The sequence below is a fragment of the Malikia spinosa genome, assembly GCF_002980625.1.
GTDB classification, from domain to species: Bacteria; Pseudomonadota; Gammaproteobacteria; order Burkholderiales; family Burkholderiaceae_C; genus Malikia; species Malikia spinosa.
Map to the genome: position 1 here is coordinate 1 of NZ_PVLR01000046.1, position 20,905 is coordinate 20,905.

The 20,905-nt window shown below is 66.8% G+C and carries 19 protein-coding genes and 1 pseudogene; 6 read left to right on the plus strand and 14 right to left on the minus strand.

Going from position 1 to position 20,905, the window contains the following annotated elements:
* Positions 1–104 precede the first annotated feature (104 nt).
* The 4 genes from C6P61_RS14600 to C6P61_RS14615 form a co-directional block, all read right to left on the minus strand.
* Positions 105–530: an ATP-binding protein gene (locus C6P61_RS14600; protein WP_105730662.1), complete on the minus strand. Its 426-nt coding sequence runs from the start codon at positions 528–530 to the stop codon at positions 105–107.
* Between the two features lie 175 nt (positions 531–705).
* Positions 706–960, minus strand: a complete 255-nt coding sequence (locus C6P61_RS14605; RefSeq protein WP_105730663.1) for a hypothetical protein — start codon at positions 958–960, stop codon at positions 706–708.
* A gap of 58 nt (positions 961–1,018) precedes the next feature.
* Positions 1,019–1,258 (minus strand): type 1 periplasmic-binding domain-containing protein, encoded by a 240-nt coding sequence (locus C6P61_RS14610; protein WP_105730664.1) that lies wholly within the window; start codon positions 1,256–1,258, stop codon positions 1,019–1,021.
* Entirely contained in the window at positions 1,255–1,608 is a 354-nt protein-coding gene (locus tag C6P61_RS14615; RefSeq protein ID WP_425319757.1) for a type 1 periplasmic-binding domain-containing protein, read from the minus strand. The genes C6P61_RS14610 and C6P61_RS14615 overlap by 4 nt, the downstream gene beginning before the upstream one ends.
* Here C6P61_RS14615 and C6P61_RS14620 point away from each other — a divergent pair.
* A pseudogene (locus C6P61_RS14620) lies at positions 1,537–2,561 on the plus strand (Gfo/Idh/MocA family protein); the annotation flags it as partial. The gene C6P61_RS14615 and the pseudogene C6P61_RS14620 overlap by 72 nt on opposite strands.
* A 2-nt stretch (positions 2,562–2,563) precedes the next feature.
* Here the strand turns inward: C6P61_RS14620 and C6P61_RS14625 are convergent.
* From C6P61_RS14625 to C6P61_RS14635, 3 genes are all read right to left on the minus strand, one after another.
* The gene (locus C6P61_RS14625; protein WP_105730667.1) at positions 2,564–3,355 is read right to left on the minus strand and encodes a TIM barrel protein; all 792 of its coding nucleotides are present in this window, start codon (positions 3,353–3,355) and stop codon (positions 2,564–2,566) included.
* Positions 3,356–3,466: 111 nt separating this feature from the next.
* Positions 3,467–4,477, minus strand: coding sequence for a Gfo/Idh/MocA family oxidoreductase (locus C6P61_RS14630; protein ID WP_105730668.1), 1,011 nt, complete (start codon positions 4,475–4,477; stop codon positions 3,467–3,469).
* 43 nt (positions 4,478–4,520) lie between these two features.
* Positions 4,521–5,423 carry a sugar phosphate isomerase/epimerase family protein gene (locus C6P61_RS14635; RefSeq protein WP_105730669.1) on the minus strand — a complete coding sequence of 301 codons (903 nt, stop codon included), beginning with the start codon at positions 5,421–5,423 and terminating at the stop codon, positions 4,521–4,523.
* A gap of 119 nt (positions 5,424–5,542) precedes the next feature.
* Between C6P61_RS14635 and C6P61_RS14640 the strand changes: the two genes are divergently transcribed.
* The 4 genes from C6P61_RS14640 (at position 5,543) to C6P61_RS14655 (ending at position 9,892) form a co-directional block, all read left to right on the plus strand.
* Positions 5,543–6,595, plus strand: coding sequence for a LacI family DNA-binding transcriptional regulator (locus C6P61_RS14640; RefSeq protein WP_105730670.1), 1,053 nt, complete (start codon positions 5,543–5,545; stop codon positions 6,593–6,595).
* A 181-nt stretch (positions 6,596–6,776) separates the two neighbouring features.
* Positions 6,777–7,649: a MurR/RpiR family transcriptional regulator gene (locus tag C6P61_RS14645; RefSeq protein ID WP_105730671.1), complete on the plus strand. Its 873-nt coding sequence runs from the start codon at positions 6,777–6,779 to the stop codon at positions 7,647–7,649.
* Between the two features lie 135 nt (positions 7,650–7,784).
* A complete protein-coding gene (gene iolG / locus C6P61_RS14650; RefSeq protein ID WP_105730672.1) occupies positions 7,785–8,780 on the plus strand; it encodes an inositol 2-dehydrogenase in 996 nt (331 codons plus the stop codon).
* Positions 8,781–8,857: 77 nt separating this feature from the next.
* Positions 8,858–9,892: a Gfo/Idh/MocA family oxidoreductase gene (locus C6P61_RS14655; protein ID WP_105730673.1), complete on the plus strand. Its 1,035-nt coding sequence runs from the start codon at positions 8,858–8,860 to the stop codon at positions 9,890–9,892.
* A gap of 104 nt (positions 9,893–9,996) precedes the next feature.
* Here the strand turns inward: C6P61_RS14655 and C6P61_RS14665 are convergent, their stop codons facing one another.
* From C6P61_RS14665 to pgeF, 5 genes are all read right to left on the minus strand, one after another.
* The gene (locus tag C6P61_RS14665; RefSeq protein ID WP_105730674.1) at positions 9,997–10,230 is read right to left on the minus strand and encodes a DUF2789 family protein; all 234 of its coding nucleotides are present in this window, start codon (positions 10,228–10,230) and stop codon (positions 9,997–9,999) included.
* Between the two features lie 193 nt (positions 10,231–10,423).
* On the minus strand, positions 10,424–11,161 hold the full coding sequence (phbB, locus tag C6P61_RS14670) for an acetoacetyl-CoA reductase (RefSeq protein ID WP_105730675.1): 738 nt from the start codon (positions 11,159–11,161) through the stop codon (positions 10,424–10,426).
* 99 nt (positions 11,162–11,260) lie between these two features.
* On the minus strand, positions 11,261–12,442 hold the full coding sequence (locus C6P61_RS14675; protein WP_105730676.1) for an acetyl-CoA C-acetyltransferase: 1,182 nt from the start codon (positions 12,440–12,442) through the stop codon (positions 11,261–11,263).
* Between the two features lie 62 nt (positions 12,443–12,504).
* Positions 12,505–14,280, minus strand: a complete 1,776-nt coding sequence (locus C6P61_RS14680; RefSeq protein ID WP_105730677.1) for a PHA/PHB synthase family protein — start codon at positions 14,278–14,280, stop codon at positions 12,505–12,507.
* Positions 14,281–14,595: 315 nt separating this feature from the next.
* Complete coding sequence (gene pgeF, locus C6P61_RS14690) at positions 14,596–15,531, minus strand: peptidoglycan editing factor PgeF (protein WP_105730679.1); 936 nt, start codon at positions 15,529–15,531, stop codon at positions 14,596–14,598.
* Positions 15,532–15,600: 69 nt separating this feature from the next.
* Between pgeF and C6P61_RS14695 the strand changes: the two genes are divergently transcribed.
* A complete protein-coding gene (locus C6P61_RS14695) occupies positions 15,601–16,158 on the plus strand; it encodes an NUDIX hydrolase (RefSeq protein WP_105730680.1) in 558 nt (185 codons plus the stop codon).
* Here C6P61_RS14695 and C6P61_RS14700 read toward each other — a convergent pair.
* Complete coding sequence (locus C6P61_RS14700) at positions 16,151–17,218, minus strand: cell division protein FtsZ (RefSeq protein WP_105730681.1); 1,068 nt, start codon at positions 17,216–17,218, stop codon at positions 16,151–16,153. The two genes, C6P61_RS14695 and C6P61_RS14700, sit on opposite strands and share 8 nt — an antisense overlap.
* Before the next feature lie 2 nt (positions 17,219–17,220).
* Positions 17,221–20,745, minus strand: a complete 3,525-nt coding sequence (smc, locus tag C6P61_RS14705) for a chromosome segregation protein SMC (protein ID WP_105730682.1) — start codon at positions 20,743–20,745, stop codon at positions 17,221–17,223.
* Between the last annotated feature and the right edge of the window lie 160 nt (positions 20,746–20,905).

Here is a 20,905-nt window from a genome sequence, read left to right on the forward strand (position 1 = left end):
GGCCCGGAACTCGGGTGAATGGCGCCGGCGCTGGCGTCCGGCTGGGGGATGAGTGATGTTGGTGTCCATGTGTCCGCGTGTAGATAAGCGGACACAAGCATCCTTCAGGGTAAGGCTGCTTTCAAGATGGGGTTTGCCGGACGGATACGCAGCGCGTCCTTGAAAGAACGATGAACGAGTTGAAGCTCGTCGATCGAGTCGAGGAAGAAGTAGGCAAGCTGCGATGAGGACGCCAACCAGTGGGTGAAACGCTCGTGCTCATCCCCGAAAAGGGTGGCGACGACGCCAGCGGATGCAACGCTTTCGAGAGACAAGAAGAACGCTGGCTCGCCCCGAGCGAAGAGTTCCCTCGCCTTCGACTCGCACTCATACGTCTTACCGGCACCGGCCTCGGACACGATGAGAATGCGCTGTGACCGTAGGAGTTCGTCCCAGCTGACGCCGGATTCGTCGAAGCGTTCACCCCAGGGCAGTTCGAATGCATCGTCTTTGCTGGAGGGTGTTCTCAGGGCCTTAAAAGTGCGATTCATCTTGATTGAGGGCTTAGCGGCCAGCGCTTGTTCGATTTATAACTGCACCTGTCGCCGCTAGTCTGACAGCGAGGGTGCTGAACCCGACCGATCCGGCGTCTCAGAGGCTCCGATCCGCTGTCTAGCTGACATTGGTTTGGCGGAGGCGAAGGGCCGCAACCGCTGCTTAGCGGTCTCACGAGCTATCAATGCGAAGGCTCCCATCGGGCCGGAAGCCGTCGCCGGCCTTTGTATGCGTTTTTATCAGAATTCCGAGGTACTCCCAAGCGGGGTTGTCGTGATCTGGGAGTGAAAAACAGAAGGTAATTGTCAGCCATGCCTGATCACGGCCGCGCTTAGCCACCGACTCGAGCAAATCTCGGCTGTGCTGCTGCAGAAAATCAGCTATGCCATACGGCATGACGGTGCCCGGCACCACCATCCAGCGCATGACCGGATGCGAGATCGTGACGCCGGAGAATGCCTGAGCCCGTCGGCTTGCCAGACGGCTAGACGTTCGCCGCGGTGAACAGCTCAAACGGAACCAGGGTCTGCCAGCGCTGCGGGCTGCTGCGGCTCTCGAGCGCGAGCTGCATGGCATCGCACAGCGCGCGGGCCATCGCTGGCAGGGGATGCGACAGCACGGCGGTGACGCTGCCGTCCAGCAGTGCCTGGCGCGTGATGTCGGTCAGGTCATGGCAGACGGTCACCAGCTGCGGTTGGGGGGTATCGCGCAAGGCATCGATCACGCCCTCGATGCCACCCCCTGCGACATAGATGCCCGCCAGGTCGGGGTGCTGGTGCAGCAGTTCAGTGCCGCGCTCTGCGCCAGCTGCGGGTCCTCCAGGCTGACCAGGGTCTCGAGCACATGGAACTGCGGGGCCGCCTCCCGCAGGTAGGAGCGAAAGCTGATCTCGCACTGTTCCTGGCACAGGTAGCGGTGGCTGCCCAGCAGCAGGGCGACCTTGCTGGCGGCGGGGCACAGGCGTGACAGCAGCCAGGCCACCATGCGCCCCATCTTGCGGTTGTCGACGCCCAGCGGCCCAGGCGTGCCGCCACATGGCGCGGCGTCAGCTCGTCCAGATGCTCGATCAGGCACTCGACGGGTGGCTCGCCCTGGCGTGCCGCGGCCGCCAGTCCGGCCGCGAACGAGCGGTAGAACGGCGTGCGCCGGCTTTGCAGCAGAAAGCCAAGGCCGCACTGCAAGCCGGCCTGCATGTGGTGTGCGAGAAGCCGCTGTGCTTCACGACCCAGCAGGCCGAGGAGCTGCGCGCGCTCGCGGCATGCCAGGGCCGGATCGTCGGCGTGACCTATGGCTATGCCGGCCACCAGCTGATCGAGCAGGCGCGCGAGATGATCGCGGCCGGCGAACTCGGCGAGATCCGGATCGTGCAGATGCAGTTCGCGCACGGCTTCCACAGCGCGGCGGTCGAGGCCGCCAATCCCGCCACCCAGTGGCGCGTCGATCCCAAAATGGCCGGCCCGAGCTACGTGCTGGGCGATGTCGGCACCCACCCGCTCTACCTGTCGGAGGTGATGCTGCCGCAACTGCGGATCAAGCGCCTGCTCTGCACGCGCCAGAGCTTCGTCAAGAGCCGCGCGCCGCTGGAGGACAACGCCTTCACGCTGATGGAATACGACAACGGCGCGGTCGGCCAGGTCTGGTCCTGCGCCGTCAACGCCGGCTCGATGCATGGCCAGAAAATCCGCGTGATCGGCGCCAAGGCCAGCCTCGAATGGTGGGACGAGCGGCCGAACCAGCTCAGCTTCGAGGTCCAGGGCCAGCCGGCGCGGATTCTCGAGCGCGGCATGGGCTATCTGCACCCGGCGGCACTGGCCGATGACCGCATCGGCGCCGGCCACCCCGAAGGCCTGTTCGAGGCCTGGTCGAACCTCTACTACCGCTTCGCGCTGGCGATGGACGCGGCGGACCGCGGCCAGCCGGCACCGCTGCGCTACCCCGACATCGACGCCGGGGTCGAGGGCGTGCGCTGGGTCGAGCACTGCGTGCGCTCGGCCGATGCCGGCGCGGTCTGGGTCGACTACCGCTGACCTCAGGCCGCCACTTGCTCGCGCAGCCAGCCCATGCTGTCGGCCAGCGCGACCTGCGGGTCGTCCAGCTGCTGCACCTCGGTGGCGAAGGGCTCGAAGCTGAACAGGCCCTGGTAGCCCGCGGCCTGCAAGGCGCTGATCTGCGCCACATTGCCCAGGCGGTCGCGCGGGTCGACCAGCACGCGGTGGGCGTCGAGCATCGCGTCCACTGTCACGTCGGTGTCGGCCACGCCCGAGATATGGACCAGGCCGGTCCACTCGGGGTAGAACTCGGTCTCACCGGCCAGGTGATGGTGGAAGGTGTCGTGCACCAGCTTGAAGATGCCTTCACCGCCAGCGGCCTTGATGGCGGCAATCGCATCGGCCTTGCGCCGCAGCGACGACACCGGGAAGCCCAGCGGCTCGACCAGGCCCTTGATGCCGCGCGCTTCCAGGATAGGCTTGATCGCCTTCAGCGCGCTGACCACGTCGTCCAGCGCGACCGGGGTGCCGTCGTTGAGCGGGCACATCACCAGCGACTCGGCGCCGCAGGCGGCCGCGTAGTCGGCCAGCGCCTCGGTCTGGGCGCGGCGTTCGTCGTTCCAGACGTTGAACGGATAGAGCGCGTTGATCGACAGCAGCTTGACGCCAGCGGCCTCGGCCGCCGCCTTCACTTCAGCCGGCGCTACGGTGCCGACCAGGTTGGGCGTGTCGTTGCGGATCTCGACATCGGTCACGCCGAGGGCGCGCGCCATGGCAAAGAACTCGGCCGGGGATTGGCGCGGGGCCAGGATATGGCTCAGGGAAAAACGCATGGTATTGACCTGGGATGAAAGGGTTTTCGGGTGTTTGCGGGTGTTGCCGCCTGGCTGCAGGGAGATCAAGCCTCTTGCCTGCCTGGCCAAGGCGGCCTTGCATGAGGCAACTTATTCGTAGAGCGCGGGGCGGGCCGGCAACTCGATCGCCACCGCCTGGCCGGCGCTCTCCTGCGCCTGCACGCAGGCGTCCGAGGTGACTGCGGCCGCATAGCCGTCCCAGGCGCTCGGGCCGGTGGCGCCACCCTGGGATGCAGCAGCGATGAAGTCCTGCAGCTCGACGTCGTAGCTGGCCACGAAGCGGTCCTTCCAGTCGGTCAGGATGCTGCTCTGGCGCTTGGCATCGAGCCGCAGCGCCACCGCCATCGGTTCGGGCAGGCGGGCCGTGCCGGCCTCGCCGACCACCTCGCACTGAATGTCGTAGCCGTACTGGCAGTTGACGAAGATCTCGACGTCGATCAGCACGCCCTTCTTCGTTTCCAGCACCACCACCTGCGGGTCACGTAGCTTGCTGTGGCTGCGCGCAGCATTGCGCGGGTAGAGCACGCGCGCCGACACATAGTCGTCGTCGAGCAGCCAGCGGAACACGTCGATCTCGTGGATCAGCGTGTCGTGGATCGCCATCGGCGTGACATAGGCCTCGGGCACGGCCGGGTTGCGGTGCGCGGCATGGACCAGGATCGGGGCGCCGGTGTGCTGCTGCACGGCCTGCCTGAGCGCCAGGTAGCCAGCGTCATAGCGGCGCATGAAGCCGACCTGCACCAGACGCTTGCCGTGAGCCACCTCGGCCTCGACGATACGGCGTGCGCCCTCGGCCGTGGTCGCCAGCGGCTTCTCGCAGAACACCGGCTTGCCGGCAGCGACGGCGGCCAGCACATAGGGCTCGTGGGTCGCGCCCCAGGAGGTCACCAGCACGGCGTCGACTTCAGGCGCGGCAATCAGCGCCTCGCCGGTCTCGTACAGCTTGGCGTTGGGCGCCAGATCGGCGCGCACGCTCTCGGCCGAAGCCAGGTTCACATCGGACAGCGCGACCACTTCGGCGCCGGCCAGCACCTGCTGGATGCGACGGGTGTGGTCGCGGCCGATCATGCCGGTGCCGATGACACCAATTTTCAAAGTCATGGTTTGCTCCTGAATAGCTTGGGGTTGGAATGGAAGTGGGGGCTTATCGGGTCGGGTATTGGTCGAGGTAGCGCTGGATCTCGGTGCGCATGAAGCGGCTGGATGCCTCGGCGCGCTCCTCCCAGGCGAAGACGCAGGCTGACAGCACGCCGTCGAACTTGACGTCGGCCAGGGTCTGGAAAAACAGGTCCCAGTCGATCTCGCCCTGGCCCATGTCCAGGTGCTGATGGACCCGGATCTGGCTTGAGCCCGGCGGATTGACGATGTAGCGCAGCTGCGACGATTTCTTGTGGTTGAAGGTGTCGGCCACGCGGACATGGGCCAGCACCGGCGCGGCCTCGCGGATCATGGCCGCCATGTCGTCGCCGTAGTAGAAAGTGTGCGGCGCGATGTAGCTCAGCCTCAAGGCCTTGGAGCCGATGTTCTTGACGATGTCGACGGCCGGCTGCAGCTGCTCGACCCAGTCCTCGGGGTGCGGCTCGACCGACAGCGTCAGGCCTTCGCGCTCGAAGATCGGCAGCAGCTCGTCCATCGAGCGGAACCAGGCCGCCTCGCACAGCTCCCGGGTGTTGGCGCCGGGGCGCTCGCCGACCGAGCGCTCGGGCGAGGCGCCGCGGCCGAACTCGCTGATCAGGGTGTCGCAGCCCATCTCGACGGCCACCTCGATCGCCTTCTTCCAGCAGCGCACCGCCCACTGGCGCTCGTCCTCGAACGGGCTGGCCCAGCGGTACATCGGCTGCAGCGTGGCCAGTCCCACGCCATGCTCGCGCAGCGCGGCCTTGAAGCCGGCCATGCGCTCCTTCGTGGCGCGCGGCATCACCCACCAGTCGAGGAAGTCGCTGCGCGGCGACAGTTCGATCTGGTCGTAACCCAGCTCGGCCGTGGCGCGGCACAACTCGGGCAGGCTCAGGTGGCGGATCATGTACGGGTCCAGCGCTATCTTCATTTCGGGTCTCCTTGTGCTTGTGCTTTTTCATGTCGCCGGTGCCAACCGGGCGACTGGAGCCAATGTAGGGGCCGACCGGCGAAAGAATGGCGAGATAATTGACGAAAAATCGTCAAATCATGGTTAACCCCAACCGCCGCAAGAAAACCGCCCGCTTCGAGGAAATCGCTGCCCTGGCCGGCGTCAGCGTCTCCACCGTGGACCGCGTGCTCAACGAACGCGACACCGCATCGGTCCGGACCCGGGAAAAGGTGGTGCAGGCCGCGCGTCAGCTCGGCGTGCCGCGCCTGCTGCCCGAAACCCGTCATGGCCTGATCCACATCGACATCGTGTTGCCCGACAGCAGCACGCCCTTCTTCCAGCGTCTGAACCTGGCCTTGCAGCGCGGCGTGGCCATGCTCGACAAGCGTCTCGTGGTGCATCGGCTGTGGACACCCGAGCAGGACGAGGCCGCCCTGGTGCGCAGCATCGGGCCGCGCCGCTACCGGCGCCAGGCGCTGATCGTGGCGGCGCCCGACACGCCGGCCGTGCGCGGTGCGCTGCAGCAGGCGCGCGAACGCGGCGAGCATGTCACGATGGTGGTGACCCGGGTCGACCAGGTGCCGCAGGCCGATTACGTCGGCATCGACAACCACGCCGCCGGGCGCACGGCGGGCTACCTGCTCGGGCGGCTGTGCCACCGCGAAGGACGGGTATTGATCCTGTCGAGCCGGCGCGACTACCTGGGCCACAGCGAGCGCAGCCGGGGCTGCCGCGAGGTGCTGGCCGAGCAGTTTCCGGCCCTGAGCTGCGACCTCGACGTGACAGAGACCCACGACGACGCCGACAAATGCTACTGGGCGGTGCAGCAGGCGCTGCAGGAAAACGGCGCGCTGGTCGGGCTCTATAACACCGGGGCCGGCTCACCCGGCATCATGGCCGCGCTGGGGCGCTTTGCGCAGGACAAGGTGTGCTGGGTCACGCACGAGATCTCGGACGACCACCGGCAATACCTGGCGCAAGGCATGCTCGACGTCGTGATCGACCAGGACCCCGACACCCAGGCCATCCGGGCACTGCAGAATGTGGTGGCTGCGCTCGGCACGGCGCCAGCGGCCAGCCTGGCGCAACAACCCGGAGAATTCCGGCTCTACTTTGCCGAGAACATGGGACAACAGCCCTATCTGGAGTGAACCGCCAGGCAGCCCCGAGCGCATGAAACCGGTGTTGCGGGAATGCCCGAATAAGAAAGAACTATATTTTCATTCACAATATGCAAAGAAATATATTTCTATAAAGGCAACTCAAAACCCGCATGAGCCCAATGATGGGTGCAAGGCCGGGGCGCGGCCGGTCTCCATTTGAAAGACGAACATGGCAGCGACAACAGACAGCAACAACAGTGTAGACCAGTTCATTGCACGCATCACGGCGCAATACGAGCAGCTCAGCAAGCAGCTCAAGGTGATTGCCAAGTACGTGGAACAGCACCGTGACCATATCGGACTCGAAGGCATCCAGCAGGTGGCGGCCCAGTGCCAGGTCCAGCCCTCGGCCGTGGTGCGCTTTGCCAAGCATTTCGGTTTCTCGGGCTTTTCCGAGATGCAGGCCATCTTCCGCGCCGGGCTGACGCGCCAGCTCGCGCCCAGTCGCAACTACCGGACCCGCATCCGCGATGTCATCGATTCGGGCTCGGGCAGCCTGTCGAGCGTCGAGATCGCGCGCGAATTCCTGGCCGGCAGCCAGGCCGGCATGCATGAACTCGATGCCAACCTCGACGAACAAGCTTTCAAGCAGGCGGTGGACATGCTGCGCGAGACCGACTGCATCTGGATCGCGGCATCCAGGCGCTCCTTCCCGGTGGCAGTCTATCTGGACTACGCGCTGCAGCACACCGACAAGCGGGTCGGCCTGATGTCCGGCCTGGGCAGCATGCACCTGGGACAGATGCGCTCGGTACGCCCGGGCGACGTGATGATCGCGATCTCCTTCGCGCCCTATGCCGAGGAAACGCGCGCTGCGGTGGATCTGGCAGTCGAACGCGGCGCCCGACTGATCGCCATCACCGACAGCCGCATGAGCCCGCTGGTCAAGATGGCAGAGGCCGCTCTGCTGGTGCAGGACAACTCCACCTTCGGCTTTCGTGCCCTCACCAGCACCATGGGCCTGGCACAAAGCCTGTTCATCGCGCTGGCCTACGCGCTGGAGCTGCCCTACCGGCCTACCTCGCCGAAGGTCGGCAACTGAGCCCGAGGAATAGAAACACGCTTTTTCATGGAAAATATTTTGGAAAAATCTTTCCAAAATAGCGGAAAACTTCTTATAGTTCCTGGGACGCGCAGCGCGCGCCAGATTCGATCCCAGGAGACATAAGGAACCCTCATGAAAAACGTCGCCGTCTTCGGTGCGGGCCGCATTGGCCGCATCCACGCCTCCAACCTCGCCGCCCTGCCCGGCGTTCGCCTGCAGTATGTCTGTGACGCGGTGCCCAGCGCCGCGGCCGAACTGGCACAGCAGCTCGGCGCCCAGGTCGCCGAGCTCGACCAGGTGTTCGCCGATCCGGGCGTGGATGCGGTCGCGATCTGCTCGCCCACCAGCACCCACAGCGACCTGATCGCCAGGGCGGCGGCCGCCGGCAAGCATATCTTCTGCGAGAAGCCGGTCGACCTGTCGGTGCCGCGCGCCGAGGCGGTGGCGCGCGCCGTCGCCGAGGCCGGGGTGGCCTGCATGATCGGCTTCCAGCGCCGCTTCGACCCGACCTTCAACGAGGCACGCCGCCGCCTCGACGCCGGCGAGATCGGCCGCCCCGAGATGCTCGTGATCACGAGTCGCGACCCCGGCGCGCCGCCGGTCGACTACCTCAAGGCCTCGGGCGGCATCTTCCGCGACATGCTGATCCACGACCTCGACGTGTTCCGCTGGATCCTGTGCGCCGACGGCGACGAAGCGGCCTGGCTCAGCGCGACCGCCTCGGTGCTGACCGATCCAGCCGTGGCCGAAGCCGGCGACTGGGACAGCACCGCCGTGACGATCAAGACCCGCCTGGGCCGTCTCTGCCAGATCAACACCAGCCGCCGCGCCGCCTACGGCTACGACCAGCGCTTCGAGCTGCTCGGCTCCGACGGCATGCTGCAATGCGGCAACCAGACCCCGAGCCAGGTGCTGCAATGGGACGCGCGCGGCGTGCGGGCCGACAAGCCCGAGCCCTTCTTCCTGCAGCGCTATGCCGCCGCCTACCGGCTCGAGATCGAGCATTTCTTCGACTGCCTGCAGTCGGGCCAGCCGTTCAAGACCACGGTCGAGGACGGCGTCAAGGCCCAGCAGCTGGCTGATGCCGCCACCCTGAGTGCGCAAAGCGGCCAGCCGGTGCAGTTCTGAGCGCTGGCGCCTGATGGCAATCGGAGCGCGGGCGAAGGCGCCGCAGCTCCCCAGTCGAAAACAACAGGAGACAAGACATGAAACAGGAAAACACCGCCCCGCTGCGCGTGGGCATCGCCGGCCTGGGCCGGCTCGGCAAGCGCCACGCCGAGCAACTGGCGCGCCACACCCCGGGCGCGCGGCTGGTTGCGGCCTGCAGCCCGGTGGCCGAGGAGCTCGACTGGGCGCGTGAGACGCTTGGCGTGCCGCGCCTCTATGCCGACTATGCCGAGCTGCTGGCCGACCCCGAAATCGATGCCGTGGTGCTGGTCACGCCGACCACGCTGCATGCCGACCAGACCAGCGCGGCGCTGCGTGCCGGCAAGCATGTCTTCGTCGAAAAGCCGCTCTCGCTCGACGTCGCGACCTGCGAGGCGGTCGAGGCCGTGGCGCGCGACTATCCCGATCAGGTCGCCATGGTCGGCTTCGTGCGCCGCTTCGACCCCAGCTACGCGCGTGCCAAGGCCGCGATCGACGCCGGCCAGCTCGGCCGACCGTTCCTGGTGCGCTCGCAGACCTGTGACCAGAACGATCCGGCCGGCTTCTTCGTGCGCTTCGCGCCGAGCTCGGGCGGCATCTTCATGGACTGCAGCGTGCATGACATCGACCTGGCGCGCTGGATGCTCGGCAACCCGAAGGCGGTGCGCGCCTTCGCCAGCGGCACGATCGCGCTGCACCCGGGCCTGACCGACTGCGGCGATGTCGACAACGGGCTGGCCATCGTCGAGTTCGAGGGCGGACAGCGCGCGATGTTCTACGCCAGCCGCACCCTGCCCCATGGTCACGAGACCACGACCGAAGTCATCGGCACCACCGGCACGGTGCAGATCGGCTTTGGTGCGCACGCCGACCGCACCGAGTTCCGCAACGCGGCCGGTGTGCAGCACACCGCGCTGCCGGACTTCTTCGCCCGCTTCGAGGACGCCTTCCGACTCGAAATGGAAGCCTTCGTCGCGGCCTGCCGCGGCGAGATCGCGCCGCCGCTGACGCTGTCGGACGCGACCGAGGCGACCCGGATCGGCCAGGCCATTACCGAGTCGCTGCGCAGCGGCCTGCCAGTCGCGATAGCCTGAAGCTGAAGCTGAAGCCGTGACTGTGACTGTGACTGTGACTGTGACTGTGACTGTGACTGTGACTGTGGCCGAGCCTGCTCCGCACAGGCCAGCCCAGGTCCGTGCTACTCGCGCAGCGCCAGGCTGAGCCGGTCGATCACCTCGGCCCAGTCGGCATCATCGGCCAGCAGCTGGCGCAGCAGCTCGGCCTGCGAAGCGGTCCAGAACGGGGCCTCCTCAAGCTTGGCATCAGGCGCCAGCGGCCCCTGCTCGCGCAGGAAGGCCGCGATGCTGAACGGGTCGCTGGGCAGGCCGAGCTGGTCGAACAGTTCGGTAAAGCGGTGAAAGAAGGCTTCCATGGGCAGACTCCCGGGACAGAGTTGAGCAGATGGGACTAGCTTGCAGCAAATCGCGCACGCCGGCAAGGGCCGCGCCCCGGCTTGAGCCAGCAGCGCCCAGCATGAAAAAACCCGCGCCAGCGAATAAAGCCGGAGCGGGTTTTTTCATGACCGGAAATGACGCCCTGACAGGCGTCTTCCCCAGTGCAGGGCATCAGCCCATGTGCAGGCCGCCGTTGACCGAGAAGTCGGCACCGGTCGAGTAGCCGCCGTCTTCGCTGGCCAGCCAGGCGACGATGGAAGCGATCTCGCTCGGCTTGCCCAGGCGCTTGACCGGCACGGTGGCGACGATCTTCTCGAGCACGTCCGGACGGATGGCGTTGACCATGTCGGTGCCGATGTAGCCCGGGCTCACGGTGTTGACGGTCACGCCCTTGGTCGCCATTTCCTGCGCCAGCGCCATCGAGAAACCATGCATGCCGGCCTTGGCAGCCGAGTAGTTGGTCTGGCCGGCCTGGCCCTTGTTGCCGTTGACCGACGAGATCTGGATGATGCGGCCCCAGCCCTTTTCGACCATGTCCGGCACGACCTGCTTGGTCACGTTGAACATCGAGTTCAGGTTGGTGTCGATGACGGCGTCCCAGTCCTCGCGGGTCATCTTCAGGAACATGCGGTCCTTGGTGATGCCGGCGTTGTTGACCAGCACGTCGATCGGGCCGTGCTCGGCCTTGGCCTTGGCGAAGGCTTCGACGGTCGAATCCCAGCTGCTGACGTCGCCGGCCGAAGCGTAGAAGGTGAAGCCCAGCGCGGCTTGCTCGTCGAGCCACTTGGTGAAGTCACGGGTCGGACCGCAGCCGGCGATGACCTTGAAGCCTTCCTGATGCAGGCGCTGGCAGATAGCCGTTCCGATGCCACCCATGCCACCGGTCACGTAAGCGATTTTTTGAGTCATGTCGTTCTCCTCGTTTGTTGGTTTAAGTCGTCTGGAAATCATCCCGGCCGCCGGAAGGCCCGGCGGTCAGGAATTGGGGAAACTCTGGGAAACAGTAGATCAGCGCTCGACAGCCAGCGCCACGCCCATGCCGCCACCGATGCACAGTGCGGCCAGGCCCTTCTTGGCGTCACGGCGCTGCATTTCGTGCAGCAGCGAGACCAGGATGCGGCAACCAGACGCGCCGATCGGGTGACCCAGCGCGATCGCGCCGCCGTTGACGTTGACCTTGGCCAGGTCGGTGCCCAGCTCCTGGTTGACGGCGCAGGCCTGGGCTGCGAAGGCTTCGTTGAGTTCGAACAGGTCGACGTCACCCACGCTCCAGCCGGCGCGCTCGAGCGCCTTCTTCGATGCCGAGACCGGGCCCATGCCCATGATCGCCGGGTCCAGACCGGTGGTGCCGAAGCTCTTGAGCGTGGCCAGCGGGGTCAGGCCCAGGGCAGCAGCCTTGCTGGCCTTCATGACCATCACGGCGGCGGCGCCGTCGTTGATGCCCGAAGCGTTGCCGGCGGTCACGCTACCGGCCTTGTCGAAGGCGGGCTTGAGGGCGGCCAGCACGTCGGCGCTGGTCTTCTTGTTGATGAACTCGTCAGCGGCGAAGACGACCGGGTCGCCCTTGCGCTGCGGGATCACGACCGGCACGATCTCGTCGACGAACTTGCCGGCTTCCTGCGCGGCAGCCGCCTTTTGCTGGCTGGCCAGGGCCAGCGCATCCTGCATCTCGCGCGTGATGTTGAATTCCTTGGCGACGTTCTCGGCCGTGATACCCATGTGGTACTTGGCGTAGGCGTCGGTCAGGCCGTCGTTGATCATGGTGTCGACCAGCTTCCAGTCGCCCATGCGCTGGCCGTCACGGCTGCCCGGCAGCACATGGCCGCTGGCGCTCATGTTTTCCTGGCCGCCGGCGATCACGATCTCGCTGTCGCCCCAGGCCACGGCCTGCGCGGCCAGCATGACGGCCTTCAGGCCCGAGCCGCAGACGGCGTTGATGGTCAGCGCCGGGGTTTCCTTGGCGATGCCGGCCTTCATCATGGCCTGACGCGCCGGGTTCTGGCCAGCGCCAGCTGCCAGCACCTGGCCCATGATCACTTCGCCGATCTGGTCGGCAGCGACGCCGGTGCGCTCGAGCAGCGCCTTGATCACGGTCGCGCCCAGCTCGGGGGCGGACACCTTGGCCAGGCTGCCGCCAAACTTGCCGACGGCGGTGCGCACAGCGGCGACGATGACGATGTTGTCTTGCATGGGTAGCTCCTCTTTATTGACTAACGGATAACAGGGGGAATGCGGAAAACTGGCTCAGCGCTTCAGGCCTTGGCCTTGACATAGCGGCCAGGCGCCGGCTCGATCGACTTGTACTTGCGGCTGCCGTAGGACTTGGGCGCGGCGATTTCCGCGCCGGCCTGGCTCTTGAGCCACTGGGCCCAGTCGCCCCACCAGCTGCCCTTGTGCTCGGTCGAGGCGGCGATCCAGTCCTCGGCGTTGGCCGGGAATTCGGTGTCGGAGCCGATCCAGTGGCTGCGCTTGCCCTTGCTGGCGGGGTTGATCACGCCGGCGATATGGCCCGAGGCGCCCATCACGAAACGCTTGGGACCCGTCAGGTGCTGGGTCGAGGCATAGGCGGCGCCGATCGGCACAATATGGTCCTCGCGCGAACCGTAGAGGTAGACCGGAATGTCAACCTTGGACAGATCGACCGGCTGACCGCAGACCGTGACCGAACCGGGCTTGACCAGGCGGTTTTCCAGGTAGGTGTTGCGCAGGTACCAGGCGTAATAGGGGCCGGGCAGGTTGGTGCTGTCGCCGTTCCAGTACAGCAGGTCGAACGGCGGCGGGGTCTCGCCCTTGAGGTAGTTGCCCACCACATAGTTCCAGACCAGGTCGTTCGGACGCAGGAAGCTGAAGGTGGTCGCCAGGTCGCGACCCGGCAGCAGGCCGCCCTGGGCGAACTGCAGCTCGCGCAACTTGACCATGGCCTCATCGATGAAGATGTCGATGATGCCGGTGTCGCGGAAGTCGAGCATCGTGGTCAGGAAGGTCGCGCTGTTGACCGGCTTCTCGCCACGCGCGGCCAGCACGGCCAGCGCCGTGCCCAGCATGGTGCCGCCGACGCAAAAGCCCAGCGTGTTGATGGTCTCGGCGCCCGTGATCTCGCGCGTGACGCTGATGGCCTTGATGACCGCTTGCTCGATGTAGTCGTCCCAGGTCTGCTTGGCGCAGGACTGGTCGGGGTTGCGCCAGCTCACGACGAAGGTGCGCATGCCCTGCTCGACGCAGTAGCGGATCAGCGAGTTCTCGGGCTGCAGGTCCAGGATGTAGTACTTGTTGATCGAAGGCGGCACGAACAGCATCGGGCGCGCATGCACCTTGGCCGTCAGCGGCTTGTATTCGAGCAGCTGGAAGAACTCGTTCTCGAACACCACTGCGCCTTCGCTGGTGGCGACGTTGTGGCCGACTTCGAACGCGCTCTCGTCGGTCATCGAGACATGGCCCTGCTGCATGTCTTTGAGCAGGTTCTGGATGCCCTTGGCAATGCTCTCGCCCTTGGTATCGATCGCCTTTTGCTGTGCATCGGCGTTGAGCGCCAGGAAGTTGCTCGGCGCGCTGGCGTCGATCCACTGCTGGACCGCAAAATTGACGCGGGCCTTGGTCTTGGCGTCGGCATCAACCGCCTCGGCCATCGCCATCAGCGTGCGCGCATTGAGCAGGTACATCGCGGCATTGAAGGCGGCCATCGGATTGCTGCCCCAGGCTTCGCCGGCAAAGCGACGGTCCTTGGGCAACTTGATTTCAAGGCCCTGGTTCCAGATCTGAGCCAATTCGTGCAAGTAGGACTGCTGGATTTCGGCCAGCTTGGCCTGGTCGAGCTTGACCGGCACTTCGGTCTGGCCGGCGATCTTGCTGAACAGTTCGGAAAGCTTGGAGGCAGTGGGCATTTGCGGCAGACCGTTAAACTGGGGCATGGCTACACCGAACACCGGTGCGACTGCGGCTTGGCTGGACTGCAACATGCGGGACCACTGCTGCAAGGCAGCCTGCTGGAAATCCTGGGAGCTTGCGAGCCAGGGGTTGCTTGAAATCATATAAATGCCTCCTATTTGTATTAGATTGTTGCTTTGCAGCAATTAGCTCAGTAACCTGGGTCAAACTAGGTATGGCTACTAGCATATCTCATTTATCCAGCCTCTTTCATTTCAGTTCTGAATCATATGTATATCATGGCAATTGGCTGGGGCTACGTCGCACTGATGATGGCACTGGCAGAAGCGACTAACGCAAATGGCTCCATCCTAGGAGCCATGCTGACATTTGTTTGTTACGGTTTGATGCCAGTCGGGTTACTGCTCTATGTCCTGGGGCGTCCGGCGCGCCGGCGCCGGCGCGAGCAGCAGGCCGCCTCAGTCGAGCCAGATGCTGGCGGCCATGCGCCCGGTGCTGCCGAGCCTGGCAGCGTCGCGCCGGTGAGAAAAGAACCGTGAGGACTGGGTCACGCTGCACCAGCCGAGGCTGCCATCGTTGCCCGCGATCTGGCTGATACCCAAGCCGGCCAGCCGCAGCCGGGCCAGGCGCGGCAGGTCGGCCAGCCATTTGCCGCCCTGGGCTGACGGCCTCCCCTGTCCGCTCTGCCCGCCTGAAATCGGCAGCGGCTTGAAGGCGCTTGCCGCCGCCGGGTCGGACTCGGTGTAGGCGCGCATCACCTCGGCGCCGACCTCGAACGCCTGCGGGCCGATGCAGGGACCGAGCCAGACGCGCAGGCCCGCGCGCTGCGAGTCCGTGCGCGCCGCCGGCCACTGCTCGCACAGGGCTTCGAGCACGCCGCGTCCGCCCACGCCGAGCAGGCCGCGCCAGCCGGCATGCACGGCCGCCACGCTGGCGCCATCAGCCGCGCAGAGCAACAGCGGCAGGCAGTCGGCGACCATGACGGTGCAGGCAAGGCCGGGCTGGGCGGTCCAGCAGGCGTCGGCCTCCAGGCCGTCGGGGCTGTCGGGCTGAAGTTCGAGCACCTCGACCCCATGGACCTGGCGCAGGAAGACCGGACGCGTGCCCAGGCGCTGGTGCAGCAAGGCGCGGTTGCCGGCGACCGCCTGCGGACAGTCGCCGACATGGTCGCCCAGGTTCCAGTCGTCAAACGGCGCTTTCGACAGGCCGCCACGGCGGCTGGTGAAAGCTGCGTGCACGCCAGCGGGCCAGTCGCCTGCGTCCAGCAAACCGGCTGCAGCGCTATCGGCTGTGCCGTTGGACTGCGGAGACTGCGGGTTGGCGCTGGCTGCGCCAGGGTGATCGGGGCCTGGGGCAGGCGGTGCGGACGGGGAAGTCTCGGGCGTGGCGGACATGGCGGGCGCAGCAGGGCTGAAGTGAAGGATGATCCGATTGTGCGAGAATGATCTGATCATTTTTCTTCGATGCTACGGGTGAACTTCTCGCACACCATTCATTTCTGCCGCCAGTGCGGCACAGCGGTCGAGCAGCGTGTGCCGGACGATGGCGACACCAGGCTGCGCGCGATCTGCCCGGCCTGCGGCACCATCCATTACCAGAATCCGCTCAACGTGGTCGGTACCGTGCCCTACCTGGGCGACCGGGTGCTGCTGTGCAAGCGCAACATCGAGCCGCGCCGTGGTTTCTGGACCCTGCCGGCCGGCTTCATGGAGCTCGGCGAATCGACCGCCGAGGGCGCGCTGCGTGAAACCCAGGAGGAAGCCGGCGCCGAGATCGAACTCGAAGGACTGTTCACGCTGCTCAATGTGGCCCGCGTGAGCCAGGTCCACATGTACTACCGCGCACGACTGCTGAGCGAGCGCTTCGACCCCGGTCACGAGACCATGGAGGCGCGGCTGTTCCAGCAGCACGAGATCCCCTGGGAGGAGATCGCGTTTCGCACCGTCAAGGAGACGCTGGAACGCTTCTTCGCCGACCAGCAGCGCGGCAGCTTCGGCTTCTACGCCGGCGACATCAACTGAACAGCCGCCGCGCCAGCGGCGAGCCCGCCGCGAGGTCGCGGCTGTCGAGCTGGTCGTACAGCGCCTCAAGCTCGGTGCCGACCTGATCGAGCACCTGGGCATCCAGCGGCACGCCGCGCTCGTCGGTCAAGCGCCCTTCCATCACGGTTTCGAGCGTCTGGGCGGCTTCGCGCAACCTGGCATAGGGGTTTTCCGAGCGCAGGCTCTTGGAGACATCGAACAGCAGGTCGAACTCGAGCAAGGCGCTCTGGTTCGGGTCCTCGGCCAGCGCGGCACGGATCTCGAACTGCAGCACCGCCAGCGGACCCGAGGCGGTGTCCTGCGCCGGCAGCACCATGCGGCCCGGAATCGCGCCGGGCAGAAAGCCGGCCCGCTCGGCCTGCTGCACGATGTAGCCAGGACTCCAGGCCGCGCGCGTGGCGCGGATCTTGAACGACATCTGCGCGTCATGCTCGCTGGCGAACTGGTCGAGCTCGCGCGCACGCGCCACCTCGGCCATCATGTCGGGGAAGTCGACATGGGCCGCGAGCTGATCGGCCAGCAGCTGGGTCTTGTTGACGAACTCGGAGAACTCGATCTCGTTGAGCGCGCCGGCACGGTTGGCCAGCTGCACGCCCGCCTGCAGGCTCTGGTACTGACGTCCCGGGCGCGGCAGCTCCCAGCTGGCGCTGTCGGAGTGATAGGCCTCGACCGCAAACGGCTTGCTGCCGATGCGGCGCGAACGCGGCATGGCGGCCAGCACGGCTTCGCCCGCGACCGGGTGGTCGGGCACCAGCGTGACCAGCACGTCGATCAGCGGATCGAGCTGGCTGCGCGCAACCAGGCTGGTCCCGGCCTGGCCCTGCGGCACCAGGGTCTCGAAATCGTCCATCGAGGGCTCGACCCGGCCCTGCTGCGGCAGCGGGTCGTGGAACGGCGCGCCGTCAAGCCCCGGCTCGAGCTCGGGCCCGCCCTGGGAGCGCAGCGGCAGATTGCGCTGGGTGGACCAGCGGTTGTAGAGCAGCACGGCCAGCACGACCGCACCCCCTATTGCCGCCAAACCGATTTGTAGATTCGTCATATTCAGGCAGTTTCCATCATTCCGGCGGCGGTTTCCATGTCGACCGCCACGATGCGCGAGACGCCTTGCTCCTGCATCGTCACGCCTATCAGTTGTCGGGCCATCTCCATCGCGATCTTGTTGTGGCTGATGAAGAGGAATTGGGTTTCGCTGCTCATGCGCGACACCAGCTTGGCGTAGCGCTCGGTATTGGCGTCGTCGAGCGGGGCATCGACCTCATCGAGCAGGCAGAACGGCGCCGGATTGAGCTGGAAGATCGCAAACACCAGCGCGATCGCAGTCAGCGCCTTCTCGCCGCCCGAGAGCAGGTGGATGGTCTGGTTCTTCTTGCCCGGCGGCTGCGCCATGACCTGCACGCCAGCATCGAGGATCTCGTCGCCGGTCATGATCAGGCGGGCCTGGCCGCCGCCGAACAGGTCGGGGAACATGCGGCTGAAATGCTGGTTGACGGTCTCGAAAGTGCTGCCGAGCAATTCGCGCGTCTCGCCGTCGATCTTCTTGATCGCGTCCTCGAGCGTCTGCATCGCCTCGTTGAGGTCGGCCGACTGCGAATCGAGGAAGGTCTTGCGCTCGCGCGCGCTGCTGAGCTCGTCGAGCGCAGCCAGGTTGACCGCGCCCAGCGAGGTGATCTCGCGCTGGCCGCGGTCGATCTCGGCCTGCAGCCCGTGCAGTTTGACGCCATCGGCTTCGATGCCAATAGCCAGTGCCTCGAGGTCGGCACCGGCCTCGCGCAGGGACTGGCTGTGCTGCTCGAGGCCGAGCTGGGCCGCCTGCTCCTTGAGCTGGAATTCGGTGATGCGCGCGCGCAGCGGGTCGAGCGAGCGCTCGTGCTGCTGGCGCTGCTCGTCGCTGGCGCGCAGGCGGGCCGTCAGCTCGTCGTACTGGCTGCGCTGGGCCGCCAGCGCCTGCTCGCGCTGCAGCCGGCGCTCGATGGCGTCCTGCAGTCCGCCCTGCGCGGCGGCATCGGACAGGCGGGCCAGCTCGTCGCGGGCGCGCTGCAGCTCGTCGGCCAGCGCGCGGCTTTGCTGAGCCGCGGTCTCGATCGCGCGCTGCAACTCGGAGCGGCGCGCCTGCAAGCTGCGCTCGGAAAACTGGGCTTCCTGCGCCTGGCGCTCAAGCGCGCGCAACTGCTCGCGCGCCTGCGCCAGCCGGCGCTCGGCGTCGATCGCGCCGTCCTCGAGCTGCAGGTGGCGTTCCTGGCTGTCGGCCAGCTGCAGGTCGAGTTCCTCGAAGCGGGCTTCAGCCATCAGGCTGCGCTCCTGCAGCGCCTCGAGCTGGGCGTCGAGCTCGGCCAGGTCGTCGGCAATCTGCTCGCGCCGCGCCCGGGCCTGCTCGGCCTGCTGCGCCAGCCGCAGCAGCTCGACCTCTTGCTCGTGGGCGCGCGCCTGCGCGTCCTGCGCCTCGCGCCGGCCCTGGCCCAGGCGCTGGGTGGCATCGGCGTAGGCGGATTCGGCGCGGGTCAGCGCCAGGCGCGACTGCTCCAGCAGCAGGGTCTGGGCGCGCCACTGCCGGTCGAGGTTCTCGATCTCCTGCGCGCGCGCCAGCAGGCCGGCCTGCTCGCTGTCGGGCGCGTAGAAGGCGACATGATGGCTGCCGACGCTGTGGCCGACCGGAGTCCAGATGCCCTGCCCCGGCGCCAGCTGATCACGCGCCGCCAGCGCCGAATCGAGCGCCTCGGCGCTCCAGCAACCGGCCAGCCACTCGGACAGCAGGGCCTGCAGACCGGCGTCATGCAGGCGCAGTCGCTGGGCCAGCGGTATCAGATTGCTGTGGCCTTTCAATTGCGTAAGTGACATGTTATCGGGCAAGCTGAAGAAGGCCAGCTTGGCCGGTGGCGCATCCGCGGCAAAGGCCTGCAGCTGGTCGAGCCGCGAGACCTCGAGCGCGCCCATGCGCTCGCGCAGCGCCGACTCGACCGCGACCTCCCAGCCCGGCTCGACCTGCAGCCGGCTCCACAGGCCCTGCAGGCCGTCGAGTCCGTGCCGGGCCAGCCAGGGACTGAGCTTGCCGTCGGTCTTGAGCTTGTCCTGCAAGGCGCGCAGCGCCTCGAGCCGGGCCGACAGGTCGGTTTCCCACTTGCCTTCGCGGTTGACATCGGACTGGGCCTCGCGCCGGGCCTGCTCGAGCCGGGGCTGCAGCTCCTGCAGCTCGTCGAGCCGGGCCGCGGCCAGCTCGCGCTGCTCCTGGCTCGCTTCGAGCTGCTCGCGCAACTGATCGAGACGGCTCTCGTCGGGCGCGGCCAGCGCCTGCTGGTCGGCCGCCAGCCGCTCGCGGCGCTGGCGCAACTGGCGCTGCTGCTCGGCAATGCCGCGCTGCTCGGCCGCCAGCACCTGGATCGCCTGCTGCACCTGGGTCACCGACGCGCGCTGCTGCTGGACCTGACCCTGGGCCCGGCGCAGGCTGTCCTCGAGCGCAGGCAGCAGCTCGGCCTGCTCCTCGCACTGGGCGGCCAGGATCTCGGCCTGCTCGGCGGCCGATTCGTTCTGCTCGGCCAGGCGCTCGAGTTCCTGCTCGGCATCCTGCTGGCGCTGCTGCCATTGCGCGATCTGCTCCTTGAGCTGGTCCAGGCGCTGCAGCACGCGGCTGCGGCCCTCGACCACGTAGCGGATCTCGGCCTCGAGCTTGGCGACCTCGGCGCCGGCCTCGTAGAGACCGGCCTGGGCCTGGTTCAGCAGGTCGCCGGCGTCGTAATGGGCCTGGCGGACCGCTTCCAGCTCGGCCTCGGTGCGGCGCAGCTCGGCCATGCGGCCCTCAAGCAAGTTGAGCGCCTGCAGGCCCTCGGCGCGCACCAGTGCGAGCTCGACCTCGGCGTCGCGCCGCTTGAGCCACCAGAGCTGCTGCTGGCGCAGCGTGACCTGGGACTGGAGCTGGTGGTAGCGACTCGCGACCTCGGCCTGCTTCTCGAGCTTGTCGAGGTTGGCGTTGAGCTCGCGCAGGATGTCCTCGACCCGCAGCAGGTTCTCGCGCGTGTCGCTCAGGCGGTTCGAGGTCTCGCGCCGGCGCTCCTTGTACTTCGAGACGCCGGCAGCCTCCTCGAGGAACAGGCGCAGCTCCTCGGGCCGGCTCTCGATGATGCGGCTGATCGTGCCCTGGCCGATGATGGCGTAGGCGCGCGGGCCCAGGCCGGTGCCCAGGAACACGTCCTGCACGTCGCGCCGTCGCACCGCCTGGTTGTTGATGTAGTAGCTGCTGCTGCCGTCACGCGTCAGCACGCGCTTGACCGCGATCTCGGCGTATTGCGCCCACTGGCCGCCGGCGCGGTGGTCGGCGTTGTCGAACACCAGCTCGACGCTGGCGCGGCTGGCGGGCTTGCGCTGGGTGGTGCCGTTGAAGATCACGTCCTGCATCGACTCGCCGCGCAGCTCGCTGGCCTTGGACTCGCCCAGCACCCAGCGCACGGCATCCATGATGTTGGACTTGCCGCAGCCATTGGGCCCCACCACGCCCACGAGCTGGCCGGGCAGGCTGAAAGTGGTCGGTTCGGCGAAGGACTTGAAGCCGGAGAGCTTGATGGTATGGAGGCGCACGGAAACCAGGCAGGGGAAAACCCTGGATTATCCCGCAAGGGATGCGGCGGTGCAGCAGAACCTGCGCCCTGCCCTGGCCCTTGGTAACGCCCATGGACCCGGCCGTGTGCAGGATCGCCCGGATGCCCAGGCCAAAAAAAGCCGGCTGGCCCCCATTCAG